Genomic DNA, 13245 nt, shown 5'->3' with positions numbered 1-13245 from the left:
ATGGTCCGGGACATGCGGATGAGGCCGCGTGTCCCGTCTTTGCGAGTAGAGCGGAGCAATCCAGGGCAGCGGAACCTGACCGGATGTGGCGCAACCCACGAGTGCTCCGCTTCGCTCGCAATGACGATGCGGGGGCCGTCGATGGCGGAGAAACCTCCTGTCACCCGAGAACCGCCGAGGGTGCCCCGACCGCTCAGCCTTGCCGGCTGCGGTCGGACACGAGGCGCAGGCCGGCGGCGACCGGAGACGCGAGGGCGGCGCTGACCTTGCGCTCGAGTTCGCCGTCCCGGAACGGCTTCAGCACGATGGCGTCCGCCCCGGTGACGCCGGCCCGATCCAGGGCCGCGGTCTCGGCAAAGCCCGTGACGAACAGGATCGGAACGGCCGGCCACCGCTTGCGGATCTCGGTGGCGACCTCCGCGCCGTTCATGCCCGGCATCGCGAAGTCGAGCACCACGAGATCGACGTTAGGCTCGGCCTCGAGGAAGGCCAGGGCCTGAAGGCCGGAGGCCGCCTCGTGGACGGTGTAGCCCGCCTCGGACAGCCGGGTCACGGTGACCTCGCGCACGCCGGCATCGTCGTCCACGACCAGGAGGACCGGTTCCCGCCCCGGGGCATAGCCGCGGATGCCCTCGACCACCGGACCAGACTCGGGCAGCGCCGCGACGGCGCCCTCGACCCGCGGCAGGTAGACCTTGATCGAAGTCCCTTCGCCCAGGACCGTATCGATGCGGACGCCGCCGCCCGATTGCTTCACGAAGCCGTAGACCTGAGCCAGCCCTAGGCCAGAGCCCTTCCCGGTCTCCTTGGTGGTGAAGAAGGGCTCGAACACCCGGGACATGACATCCGGCGTCATGCCCGTCCCCGTATCGCTCACGGAGATCATCACGTACTCGCCCGGCTGGGGCTGCTCGGGCCGCGTCGGATTCACCGTGACGATGACGTTGGCGGTCTCGATGGTCAGCCGGCCGCCCACCGCCATCGCATCCCTGGCGTTGATGGCGAGGTTGAGGATGACGAGCTCGATCTGCGTGGCATCGACCAGGGCCGGCCACAGGTCCTGCTGGAGGGTCGTCTCGATCCGGATCGCGCCACCGATGGAGCTCTGCAGCAGATCGCGCATGGACACGACCGTCCGGTTGAGGCTGACCGGCGTCGGGGCGAGGCGCTGGCGACGGGAGAAGGCGAGGAGCTGCGCCGTCAGGTCGGCGCCGCGGGCGGCCGCCCCGCGCATCATGTCGAGGCGGCGCCGGGAGCGCTCGTCCGTGACGGCGCGCTCCAGGAACTCGATGTTGCCGGCGATCACCGTCAGCAGGTTGTTGAAGTCGTGGGCAACGCCGCTCGTCAGCTGCCCGACGGCGTCCAGCCGCTGCACGAGGCGCAAGGCATCCTCGGCCCGTTCGCGCTCCGTGATCTGCGCCTCGAGGGCGGCGTTGGCCTCGGCGAGTTCGCGGGTCCGCTCGGCGATGCGCGTTTCCAGCGTGTCGTTCAGGGCCTTGAGGGCGGCCTCGGCCGCGCGTTTGTCCTCCCGGGCCCGCGCCTCCGCCAGGGCCCGGACGATGGTGCGGCACATGCGGTCGAGGCGCTGCTTGGTGACGTAGTCGGTCGCGCCGTTCTTGAGCGCCTCGACGGCGACCTCCTCGCCGAGCGTCCCCGAGCAGAAGATGAAGGGTGTGTCCGGGCACTGCTGCCGGGCGATGCCCAGGGCGCTGACGCCGTCGAAGGTCGGCAGCACGTAATCGGCCAGGATGATGTCGTGGCGCCCGGCCACGGCTGCGGCGGCGAACCCGTCGCGGGTGATGACCCGCTCGATCACCACGGGATGGCCGAGATTGTCCAGTTCGGCCTCGATCAGCTCGGCATCCAGGTCGCTGTCCTCCAGGTGGAGGATGCGCAGGGGACCAGCGGAGGCTCCGATCACGCGTTTGATGGCCAGCCTCCCCTGTGTGGCGGCGGCTCGTTCAGAAGGGCCCAGAACACGCCGATCTCCTTGATCGCCGCAAAGAACTCGTCGAAGGCGACGGGCTTCACCACGAAGGCGTTGACCCCGAGATTATAGGATCTCACCACGTCGGTCTCCTCCCGCGACGAGGTCAGCATCACCACGGGGACGCTGCGGGTGGCGGGATCGCCCTTGATCTTGGCGAGCACTTCCAGCCCATCGACCTTCGGCAGCTTGAGGTCGAGGAGGACGACCGCCGGGTCCTGGGCTTGGCGCTTCTCGTGCGTCCCCCGCCGGTAGATGAAGTCGAGGGCCTCTGCCCCATCGCGGCAGATGACGATCTCGTTGGCGAGCTGGCTCGATTCCAGGGCGGCCAGGGTCAGTTCGACGTCGTTCGGATTGTCCTCGACCAAGAGGATCGGCTTCAGTTTGGCCATATCAGTGCGCTTCCTCCCGGATCGGCAGGGTGAAGTAGAAGGTGGCACCCTCGCCGAGCCGGCCCTCGGCCCAGGTCCGGCCGCCGTGCCGCTCGACGATCCGGCGGACATTGGCGAGCCCGATGCCGGTGCCCTCGAACTCCTCCACCCTGTGCAGGCGCTGGAACACGCCGAAGAGCTTGTCGACATAGGCCATGTCGAACCCGGCCCCGTTGTCGCGCACGTAGAACACGGCCTCCCCGTCCTGGGGGGGCGCCCGTCCGATCTCGACCACCGCCACGGGCTTGCCGCGGCTGTACTTCACCGCGTTCGAGAGCAGGTTCTCGATGACGAGCCGCAGCATGACGGGATCGGCGTGGACCCGCCCGAGGTCGCCGATCTCCCAGCGCACCGTCCGGTCCGGGGTGATGTCCCGCTGGACCTTGCGCCGGACCTCTTCGACCAGGGCGTTGAGATCGCCCGTGACCTTGTTCAGGGCGTGCCGCCCCATCTGCGAGAAGCTGAGCAGGTTGTCGACGAGGGTCCCGGCGGAGAACGCGGCCTCGATGATGGTCTCGACATAGTGCCGGCCCTTTTCCGAGAGGTTCGCCCCCTCGCGGGTCTTGAGCAGGTTCGAGTATCCCACGATGTGTCGGAACGGGGCCCGCAGGTCGTGGCTGACCGAGTAGGAGAAGGCTTCCAGCTCCTTGTTCGAGCGCTGCAGCTCCTCGCTGATCGCGGCGAGTTCCTCCGCCCGGCGCAGAACGATGCCCAGCACCGAAGCCCGCAGATCCTTGGCGGCCTCGACCTCCGGCAGGGTCCAGGGCAGGGAGCGGCCCTTCACCGTCTCCTTCCAGATCTCGAACGACTTGCGCGGGTGCAGCCGGTCCGGGCCCCCGGACGGGTCGGGCCGCACCGCCTTCACGGGATTGCCGCCCCATTTGACCGTGCGGACGACCTCCGGCCTGAACCAGAGGACGTAGCTCGCGTATTTCTTGGAGACCGAGATGGCGAGGACGCCGCTCGCCCGGTCGGCGAAGGCCTCCGCCGGGGGGAAGACCTCCGAGAGCGCCTCGGCCACGAAGACCTCTTCCTCGTCGCGGGCGGCCAACCAGTCGGACAGGGCGCGCACCTCCCGCTCGGAAGGCGTCGCGCCGAGGAGGCGGCACTTCTCCGCCGTCACCACCGCGGCGCCTGAGGCGTTCACCAGGGCGAGGACGTCGTCGGGGTGGTTCAGGAGCCCGTCGACGAAGCTTTCCTCCTCGGCCATGTAGGCGAGGAGCCGGGCCTGGACCGCGCCCAGGGCGAGGCGCTGCTCGGCCTGCGCCCCCCGTTCGCGGGCGGCGAGTTGTAGGGCGAAGATCTGGGTGAGGAAATCGCAGGCGTTGCGGGCCTGGAGCGGCACCCGCTTGGGATCGCGGTTGTGGCAGGACACGAGACCCCAGAGGGCTCCGTCGACCAGGATCGACACCGACATGGACGCCATGGTGCCCATGTTGCGCATGTACTCGACGTGGACCGGCGAGACGGAGCGCAGCACCGATTGGCTCAGATCCAGGGGCTTGCCCGCCGGGGTGGCTGAGGGGTGGATCGGCACGGGCCTGTAGCCAGCATCGGGGATGATGCGCAGCCGGTTGCGGCGGTAGAGTTCCCGGGCCTGGGCGGGGATATCCGAGGCGGGAAAGCGCAGGTCGAGGTAGCTCGGCAGGATGCCGCTGCCGTCCTCCGCCAGCACCGTCCCGTGCCAGTCCCTGTCGAACCGGTAGACCAGCGCCCGGTCGAAGCCGGTGACGTAGCGGATGTCCTCCGCCAGGAGCTGGCAGAGATCCTCGACGGACCGGGCGGCGTGCAGGTGCTCCACGAAAGCGCGCAGCCGGGGCGTGAGGGCGTCGAGGCCGGCATCGCCGGACAGGTTGTCCGTCTCCTCCAGTTCCAGCACGACGAGATCGTCGACCCGGTGGGCGGCGACCTCGTAGCCCTGCCGGGAGGAGCCGGATCCGAGGGTCACGGTGCGCAGATAGGTGGCACCGTCCTGTGGGGCTTCCCCGTCGAGATAGCGCCGCACCAGGACGGCGAGCTCCGGGAACGCCCCGTCGAGGCTGGCGCCCGGGGACGCGGACGAAGGCGCGTTCTCGCTGGCCTGGACGACGGTGAGGTCCGGGAGCGCCAGGGTGAGCAGGAACCCGTGCGGCTGCACGCTGCCCACGATGTGGATGGGCTCCCGGTCGCAGACCGAGAGGTCGACCGGCCGGGTAGCGCTGTGGCTTGTCTGATTCAATCCGGCTTCCAGTCCCGGTCGATTCCCGTGCGGACCGGCCCCGGGGTGTTACCAGCCGGAGCCATGCGTCGAAATAGGTCAAAAGGACCGATCTGCACCGCTGCAGGTTGTTCCCGGTCAACGAAGCGCGGCGCGGCAATAGCAGGCCCGTGCGAGGCCCTCCGCCGCAGGATCAGGCAAGCTTGGGCGGTGATTAGCTCGCGCACGATGTTGTGTTGCAATCTATGTATAGTGGCTCGATCTTCCAAGGTCCGACGCTTATAACAACCAGAAGGCGAATCGATGGAGCGGTCCGATGCCATACACCGTCCGTGCGGAACGCGATGAGCAGTGCCGGTCGGCGACGCGGGTCCAGCCGGCCAGCGCCGTGGTCCTGGCTCTGAAATGGGCCGAGGAGGGGTATCAGGTCGTCCGCATCATCGGAGAAAATGGTCGCTCCCTCGACATCAGGACGGCGCAGGAGAGGCTGGCCCGGGGCCTGCGCTTCTGATGGGGACGCCTGTGCAAAGCTTTCGATTCCGGCCGCGGCGACCCCGTCACATCCCATCGCCGCCTGACGGACGATCGTCCGCATGGACCTTGACGCGAAGCTTGGTTGCTGTAGCTCCGGCGGGCCGCGGGGAGCTCGACCCGCCATCATCCGCGGGCAGACCGTGAAATCCTGCCTATTGCCGTCCGTCCTGAAGGTGCTTTTTCAATTTCTAGTTACGCTCCTACCGGCTCCAAGCGGGCTGGAGGTCGTTCTGCTTCTTCATGACGAGCGGAACTAGGCTCGAAATATGTTGTCTGATTATATCTGGATGTATCTCAATTATCATAGAGTTAAGTGGGACATTCGCGCGCACGGTGTAAGCTTTAAAGGAAAATTCAGCCGCATGGGGCAAGTTCTCCGACAATAGTCGCAGGGAGAACGCCACCGTAACTCCCGGACATTTTGTCGCCATTGCCCCGTGAGGACAAAGCGGCGCGGGAATACGCATGTTTGCCACAGTACTGAAAGATGTCCGCAGCGCGGATGCGATGGCGGCGTTGCAAAGGTCTCAGGCCGTCATTGAATTCGCCCCCGACGGAACGATCCTGGCCGCCAACCCCAACTTCCTCGGCGTCATGGGCTACACGCGCGACGAAGTCATCGGGCGCCATCATGGCATGTTCGTCGATCCCCACGAACGCGACGCGGCCGAATACCGGGCGTTCTGGGACGCGCTGCGCCGGGGAGAAGCGCAGATCCGCTCGTTCCGCCGCATCGCGAAGGGCGGCCGGGAGGTCTGGATCGAGGCGAGCTACAATCCGGTGCTCGACCGGTCGGGCCGGGTCGTCCGCGTGATCAAGCTCGCCACCGACGTGACCGCGCGGACCCTGCGCGCCCTCGACCTCGATGGGCAGATCACGGCGCTTCACCGGTCGCAGGCGGTAATCGCGTTCACGCCGGACGGGACGATCCTCGACGCGAACGCCAACTTTCTCGCGACGGTCGGCTATGGGCTCGACGAGATCCGGGGCCGGCACCACGGTATGTTCGTCGATGCGGCCGAGCGGACGGGCGAGGCGTATCGTGCCTTCTGGGCGGCCCTCGCCCGGGGCGAGTTCCAGTCCGCCGAGTTCCGCCGCGTGGCCAAGGGCGGCCGGGAGGTGTGGATCCAGGCGACCTACAACCCCATCACCACCGCGACGGGACAGGTGGCGAAGGTGGTCAAGTTCGCCACCGACATCACGGCCGAAGTGCAGGAGCGGCACCGTCGCGCCGAGGCGCAACGGGCGATCGGCGTGGATCTCGACGTGATCGGCACCGGCGTGGCCGACGTGAGCGCCCAGGCGGTGGAGGCGACGGACATCGTGGGCCGGGTCTCGGGCGGCATCGAGGCGTTGGCGGCGGGAGCCGAGCAACTCTCGGCCTCGGTGGACGAGATCGGCCAGCAGAGCAGCCACGCCGCGCGGATGGCCGGCGAGGCGGTCCTGCAGGCACGGCGCACACAGGAGATCGTGGCCGGGCTGAGCGGCCTCGCCTCGCAGATCGGCGATGTGGTCGGGCTGATCCAGGGCATCGCCGGGCAGACCAACCTGCTGGCCCTCAACGCCACGATCGAGGCGGCCCGCGCCGGGGCCGCGGGCAAGGGTTTCGCGGTCGTCGCCGCCGAGGTGAAGGCCCTGGCCGAGCAGACGGCGCGGGCGACGGAGCAGATTCGCGGGCAGATCGCGGCGACCCAGGGGGCGACCCGGGACGCCGTGGAGGCGATCGGCACGATCGGATCGACGATCCGAACCCTGGACGAGGCGGCGGCGGCCATCGCGGCGGCGGTGGAGGAGCAATCGGCCGTGACCCGGGAGATGTCGGGCAGCATGCAGACCGCCTCGCAGGGGGCGGCGGGCATCGCGGCGGGGGTCGCGGCGATCGCCCAGGCGAGCGAGCGCGTCGGCGGGGTCACGCGGCAGGTCCGGGAAGCGGCCCGGGCCATCGCCTGAGGACACGCAGGAGAGGGGCTGCCGGGCAGCCCCTCAGGCGGCCGAACGGGACGAATCCTCCCGGAACGAAAGGAAACGGTCGGGTTCGTCGAGGGGGACGTCGAGGGAGCAGCGCAGGCCCTCGGGGGAGAACCGCAGGGTCACCGTCCCGCCGAGTTCGCGGCTGACGCCGCCGGTGATGAGGCGGGTGCCGAAGCCGCGCCGGTCCGGCTCCCGCACGGGCGGCCCCCCGTTCTCCTCCCAGTCCAGCACGAGCCGCCTGATTCCGGCCTCCCCGACGAAGGTCCGCCACGTGACCGCGATCCGGCCCTCCGCCGTGGAGAGGGCACCGTACCGCGCCGCGTTCACGGTCAGTTCGTGGATCGTCATGCCCAGGGCCAGGACGTAGCGGGGCGCGAGGTGGAGATCCGGCCCGTCGAGGACGAACCGGCCCGCTTCCTCGTCCTGGAAGGGGGCGAACTCGTTCTCCAGCACGGCCCGCAGGGACGCGCCGGTCCAGTCGTCGCGCGAGAGCAGGTCGTGGGTCTTCGACAGCGAGAGGATGCGGGCTTCCAGGCGCTCGCCCCGGTCGTTGTCGCGCCGTCCCTGCCGCGCCAGCGACTGGATCGTGGCCAGGGTGTTGCGGACCCGGTGGTTCAGCTCGTGCAGCATCATGGTCTGTCGGTTCTGCAGGAGGCGGCTGCGGGCGATCTCCTGGCGCAGGTCGTCTTGATGCCGTTGCAGGGCTTCCGCCATCGCATCGAAAGCCTCCGCGAGTTGCCCGAACTCGCCGGGGCCCGAGATGCCGGTCCGCGTCGCGAGTTTGCCGGCCCGCCATGCCGCGGCCGCCGTGAGCAGCCGGCGGACCGGCCGCCGGATGAACACACGCTCGGCCAGGAGCGCCGCCGCCAGGGCGAGGGCAGCGCCGAGGGCGATCAGCACCACCCCCCGCCGGGTGGCGGCGTCGATGTCGGCGAAGGCCGAGGCCGGTGAGAGCCCCACCGCCACGGTGATGGTGTCGAGATTCTCCGCGATCGGGTCGGCCACGGCGGTGATCCGGGGTTGGCCCCGGAGGCCGGGGAGGTCCGCGACGGTGCCGCGATGCGCCACAAGCGATGTCCAGTATGGCGCGGGCAGCGGCTTGCCCACCCATTGCTCGTGGTCGGGCAGGCGGACGAGGACGGTCCCGTTTCGATCCGCCAGGGTCAGCGTGGCGTCCGGCGGCAGCCCGACGGCCGCCAGACGTCCGGCGAGGTAGGACAGGTCGATGCTGGTCAGCACGATGCCGTCGGGCCGGCCGTCCCGGCCGATGACCGCCAGGGCGAACTGGATGGTGGGCCGCTGGGTCACCCGGCCGATGACGACGTCCCCGATGGCGAAGCCACCCGTCCGCATGGCCTCCTTGAAGTAGGACCGGTCGGCGACCGAATAGGCCCCGGGCGAGGACCCGAGCGTGTTGCACACGATGTTCCCGTCCGCCCCGGCCAGCCCGAAGAAGAACGAGCCGGGCATCTTGTCGACGACGGTGCGGAGATAGTTCGTGCAGGCCTGCGGCTCCCTCTGGCGGATCTCCGGAACCTCCGCGAGGATGCCGAGGATCTGCCGGGCGCCGCGGATGAACTGGCCGAGTTCCGCGGCGGCGCCGCGGGCCGTGCGCATGGCCTCGGCCCGGACGGCCTGTCCCCGGGCGGCGCGCAGGGCGTATTCGTTGTAACCCTGGATCGCGAGCGCGGGCACCAGCGCCAAACCCACAAGGCCCACGATCCGCTTCGACAGTGACATCGAGGGACTCGCCCCGTTCCCGGTCACCCTCGCCGCGCGCCTCGGGACCTCGGAAGCGGAAGATAGGCGAGATCCGCCCGGGGGAAACCATCGAGGCACGGGAGCGGGATGGCCCCGCCGCGCGCGGCCGCATCAGGGCGTGAATTCGTAGGCGCGTTCGCCGTGGCTGGCGAGATCCAGCCCGTCATGTTCCGCTTCCTGATCGACCCGCAGGGGCACGACGGCGCCGAGGAGCCGGCCGATGCCGAAGGTGAGCAGCCCCGACCAGAGGGCGACGACCCCGACGGCGAGGATCTGGACCGCAAGTTGCCCCACGGCCGTCCGGCCCTCGGCGAAGCCCGCTCCCCCGAGATCGGGAGACAGGAAGACCGGCAGCAGGAGCGAGCCGAGTATCCCGCCGACGCCGTGCACGGCGAAAACATCGAGGGAATCGTCGATGACGAGGCGGTGCTTCACGTAAAGGGTGATGAAGAAGCACACGAGGCCCCCCGCGGTGCCGATCGCCAGGGCCGCCGCGGGCGAGACGTACCCCGCCGCCGGGGTGATCGTCGCGAGGCCCGCCACGCAACCCGTGACGATGCCGATGGAGGTGGGCTTGCGGATCTTGATCCATTCGGCCGCCGTCCAGGCCAGGGCGCCCGCCGAGGCCGAGAGATGCGTCACGAGGATGGCGTTGGCGGCGCTCGCATCGGCGGCCAGGGCGCTGCCGCCGTTGAAGCCGAACCAGCCGACCCAGAGCATGCCGGCGCCGGTCATCGTCATGCCGGGGCTGTGGGGTGGCGTCATGGTCGTCGGGAAACCCCGGCGGCGGCCGACCATCAGGGCAAGCAGCAGGGCCGAGACCCCCGCGGTGGTGTGAACCACGATGCCGCCGGCGAAATCGAGGGTGCCGAGACCGGCGAGCCAGCCTCCGCCCCAGATCCAGTGCGCCACGGGCACGTAGACGAAAAGCAGCCACAGCGCCGAGAACAGCGCAACGAAGGGAAAGGATACCCGCTCCGGGATCGCCCCGATGATCAGGGCCGGCGTGATGACCGCGAAGGTCATCTGGTAGAGGGCGAACACCGCCTCCGGCAGGGGCGTCCCCGGGCGGAGCGGCGCGAGGTGGGCGAGGAAGGCCTTGTGCAGGCTGCCGATCAGCGCGCCCTCGCCGTCGAAGGCGAGGCTGTAGCCGCAGACCGCCCAGAGCACGGAGGCGATGCAGCAGATGGCGAAGCACTGCATCAGCACCGACAGGACGTTCCGGGCATGGACCAGTCCGCCGTAAAACAGGGCAAGCCCGGGCAGCGTCATGAACAGGACGAGGGCGGACGCGGTCAGGATCCAGGCCGTGCTGCCGGTATCGGGGGCGGCCGTGGCCGCGAGACCTGGCGAGGCGGTCAGCGGCAGCAGGGCGAGGCCGGTCAGGCCACGGACGAGGAGCGGCGACATGCGGAGTACCTTTTGCACAACAGCCGCGCTTCCAAGCAGATTGCCCACCGAATAGGCAAGCGCGCATAAGGCTGCGGCAGCGCTCCGACACATGAATTTGAGGGCACCGCCGCCGAAACCAGGCCCGGCGCCGGTCGCGTGCCCGTAGCGGATCATGCCCGCTCACAGAACTGTTCGGCCTTCTCAGGCGGACCGGGGAAAGCCCTTGTCCGGCGAACACTTCCCTGCAAGGGACGGGAATGGGCTTGCGCGTCATTGCCGGGCGCCGCGCGTGCGTCCTCCTGGCCTTCGCACCCGCCACCGCGGCGAGATCCGCCCCGGGCCGGCGATCGGCCTGTCGCCCGCCGAGACCCCACGAAACCCCTGCGCCATCGCGCAGCGCGCAAAGCCCCTAAAGACCCTCAGTTTCCGCTCTTAGGCGAGGACAGGACCATGGCGATACCCCCCCCAACACCCGGGCCGGAGGCGGCGGCCTTTGAGGGCCGGATCATGCGGAAGGTCGGCCTGCGCCTCATCCCCTTCCTCGTCCTCTGCTACTTCATCGCCTACGTCGACCGGGTGAATGTCGGCTTCGCGGCGCTGACCATGAACCGCGACCTCGGCCTCTCCACGGCGGCCTTCGGCCTGGGCGGGGGCCTGTTCTTCGTGGCCTACGTGCTGTTCGAGGTGCCGAGCAACCTCGCCATGGAGCGGGTCGGCGCCCGGATCTGGATCGCCCGGATCATGATCACCTGGGGGCTCGTGGGGATCGGCTCGGCCTTCGTGACCGGCCCCGTGAGCTTCGCCGTCGCGCGCTTCTTCCTCGGGGCGGCCGAGGCCGGGTTCTTCCCCGGCGTGATCCTCTACCTGACCTACTGGTTCCCCAAGGCCTACCGGGCGCGGATCGTGGCGATGTTCATGGTCGCGATTCCCCTGTCGAGCTTCTTCGGCTCGCCCCTCTCGGCCCTCCTGCTTACCCTGGACGGCGCGGGCTCCCTCCACGGCTGGCAATGGCTGCTGATCGCGGAAGCCGTGCCCGCGGTGCTCCTGGGACTCGGCGCCCTGGCGCTGCTTCCGAGCCGCCCGGCCGAGGCGACGTTCCTGAGCCGGGACGAGCGGGTTTGGTTGACCGACCGGCTCGACACCGAGCGCCGGGCCGCCGAAGCCGCGAGCCCCGATCATGCCCACGGCCTCGCCGCGGTGCGGTCGGTACTGACGAGCGGCCGGCTCTGGATTCTTGCCGTGATCTACGCGGGCAGTTCGGCCACCAGCAACACGCTGTCCCTGTGGATGCCGCAGATCCTCAAGGGCTTCGGCCTCAGCAACCTGGAAACCGGGCTGCTGAACATGATTCCCTTCGGCATCGCCTCGGTGTTCATGATCGTCTGGGGTCTGCGGGCGGACCGAAGCGGCGAACGCATCTGGAGCACCGCCCTGCCCCTGGGCCTCACCTCCGTCAGCTTCGCGTTGACGCTGCTGACGGGCTCTCTCTGGGTGACGCTGGTGCTGTTGTCCCTGGTCCTGCTCGGCAACTACGCCATCAAGGGACCGTTCTTCGCCCTGGCCACGGAGACGCTACCGCCGGCCCAGACGGCAGCCGGCATCGCCGCCATCAACACCCTCGCCCATCTCGGGACCGGGGCGATCACCTCGCTGATCGGGCTCCTGCGCGAGCAAACCGGGAGCTTTCCCGTCGCCCTGCTGCCCCTCTGTGCCCTCACAGGGCTGGGCTGCGTGATGGTCTTCTGGCTGGGCCGGAAGGGACCGCCCGTGGGCGACATCCGCTCCTCCCCTTCCGCGGCCTGAGGCGCAGGCGGGCCGGATCGCAATCCGGCCCGCCCGTCACGTGTTAAATCAGATGCCGCTGCCGGTGCCCGGATAGGAGCGGACACGAGTGCGGCCGTCGGGCGTGCCGTTGAGCTGTGCCGAGGTCGTGGCCGACGGCGAACCACCCATCGGCGACCACCCTTCCTGGCTCCAGGCGGCGGACTTCTGGTCGAGATCGACCGAACCGTGCTGCTCCAGGATGTCCATCACCATCGGGCCGCGGGCTTCGTCGGCCCTGACGGTTACGAGGGTGCCGCCCCGGCGGACGCCTTCGCCATAGGCATGGGCATCCTTCTCGCTGATCCCGGCCCCGGTGAGGGCACCCGCGAGGCCGCCCGCCGCGGCGCCGACGCCGGCTCCGGTCAGGGTCGCGACGAGCCACCCCGCAGCCACGACGGGGCCGACGCCGGGGATCGCAAGGAGACCCAGGCCCGCCAGGAGGCCGGCCGCGCCGCCGACGACGGTGCCGAGGGTCGCCCCGGTGCCGGTGCCGTCCTTGGCCTTTTCCTTGGTGTCGGCGCTCACGTGGGTGCCGTCATGCCCGCCGAGGCCGGCATGCCGGTCGCCCTCGTTGTTGCCCACGAGGCTGATATCCCCGTGCGGAATGCCACCCGCCTCCAGTTTGGCGACGGCGGCGCTGGCGTCCTCGTACCGGTCGAACAGAGCGGTCACTGTCTGCTGAGCCATGTGATGTCTCCTTGAAAGATCGCCTTCGATGATCGCCGTCGGCGATCACTGAGCGGCGACGTTGCCCTTGAAATCCATGCCGACCGAGACGGACTTGCCGCTGTGCATGGCAGTGCCGCGCCAGATGCCCTGGTCGTCCTTTTTGAGGTCCTTGGCATCGGTGAAGCCGGCCTTGTTCAGCCGCGAACGGACTTCACCCTCGGTGAAGCTGTTGGCGCCGCGCTCCAGCTTGGCGTTCATGTGAGCGCCCGCAGGCATGCCGTCCGGCGTGGCCTTGTCGGTGTTCGGCCGGGTGACGCTCTCCTGGCCACCCGATTGCTGACTGGTCTTCGCGTCAGGGGCAGCCGGCGAACCGGTCGTGGTGGTCTGGGCAGAAGCTCCCGACCCCAGCACAGTGGCCAGGAGAAGAGCAGTGACGAGGGGACGCATGGCAGACTCCGATGATCGTTCGGACCCCTTCA

Annotated in this window: 10 protein-coding genes; 3 read left to right on the top strand and 7 right to left on the bottom strand. The window is 69.3% G+C overall.

Going from position 1 to position 13245, the window contains the following annotated elements; all coding sequences use genetic code 11:
- Positions 1–193 precede the first annotated feature (193 nt).
- The 3 genes from MFF22_RS18215 to MFF22_RS18205 are packed head-to-tail and all read right to left on the bottom strand — an operon-like array spanning position 194 to position 4636.
- A complete protein-coding gene (locus tag MFF22_RS18215; protein WP_238250533.1) occupies positions 194–1921 on the bottom strand; it encodes a response regulator in 1728 nt (575 codons plus the stop codon).
- Positions 1918–2379: a response regulator gene (locus MFF22_RS18210; protein ID WP_238250532.1), complete on the bottom strand. Its 462-nt coding sequence runs from the start codon at positions 2377–2379 to the stop codon at positions 1918–1920. Before MFF22_RS18210 ends, MFF22_RS18215 begins: the two co-directional genes overlap by 4 nt.
- Before the next feature lies 1 nt (position 2380).
- A complete protein-coding gene (locus MFF22_RS18205; protein ID WP_238250531.1) occupies positions 2381–4636 on the bottom strand; it encodes an ATP-binding protein in 2256 nt (751 codons plus the stop codon).
- A 295-nt stretch (positions 4637–4931) separates the two neighbouring features.
- Here MFF22_RS18205 and MFF22_RS18200 point away from each other — a divergent pair, with 295 nt between their 5' ends.
- Both MFF22_RS18200 and MFF22_RS18195 read left to right on the top strand, forming a co-directional pair.
- Positions 4932–5126, top strand: a complete 195-nt coding sequence (locus MFF22_RS18200; RefSeq protein ID WP_238250529.1) for a hypothetical protein — start codon at positions 4932–4934, stop codon at positions 5124–5126.
- Between the two features lie 488 nt (positions 5127–5614).
- Entirely contained in the window at positions 5615–7099 is a 1485-nt protein-coding gene (locus MFF22_RS18195; RefSeq protein WP_238250528.1) for a methyl-accepting chemotaxis protein, read from the top strand.
- A gap of 33 nt (positions 7100–7132) precedes the next feature.
- On the opposite strand, the gene MFF22_RS18190 is transcribed toward MFF22_RS18195, so the two are convergent.
- Both MFF22_RS18190 and MFF22_RS18185 read right to left on the bottom strand, forming a co-directional pair.
- Positions 7133–8860, bottom strand: coding sequence for a sensor histidine kinase (locus tag MFF22_RS18190; protein ID WP_238250527.1), 1728 nt, complete (start codon positions 8858–8860; stop codon positions 7133–7135).
- Positions 8861–8992: 132 nt separating this feature from the next.
- A complete protein-coding gene (locus MFF22_RS18185) occupies positions 8993–10291 on the bottom strand; it encodes an ammonium transporter (RefSeq protein WP_238250526.1) in 1299 nt (432 codons plus the stop codon).
- 432 nt (positions 10292–10723) lie between these two features.
- Here MFF22_RS18185 and MFF22_RS18180 point away from each other — a divergent pair, with 432 nt between their 5' ends.
- Positions 10724–12076, top strand: a complete 1353-nt coding sequence (locus MFF22_RS18180) for an MFS transporter (protein ID WP_238250523.1) — start codon at positions 10724–10726, stop codon at positions 12074–12076.
- A gap of 48 nt (positions 12077–12124) precedes the next feature.
- On the opposite strand, the gene MFF22_RS18175 is transcribed toward MFF22_RS18180, so the two are convergent.
- Both MFF22_RS18175 and MFF22_RS18170 read right to left on the bottom strand, forming a co-directional pair.
- Positions 12125–12784 (bottom strand): hypothetical protein, encoded by a 660-nt coding sequence (locus MFF22_RS18175; RefSeq protein WP_238250522.1) that lies wholly within the window; start codon positions 12782–12784, stop codon positions 12125–12127.
- Positions 12785–12829: 45 nt separating this feature from the next.
- On the bottom strand, positions 12830–13213 hold the full coding sequence (locus MFF22_RS18170; protein ID WP_238250521.1) for a hypothetical protein: 384 nt from the start codon (positions 13211–13213) through the stop codon (positions 12830–12832).
- Positions 13214–13245: the final 32 nt, after the last annotated feature.

Origin of the sequence: Methylobacterium persicinum (genome assembly GCF_022179525.1) — a bacterium.
Lineage (GTDB): Bacteria > Pseudomonadota > Alphaproteobacteria > Rhizobiales > Beijerinckiaceae > Methylobacterium > Methylobacterium persicinum.
Note: the sequence above shows the minus strand (reverse complement) of the source record. Positions and strands in the feature narration are given on the sequence as shown.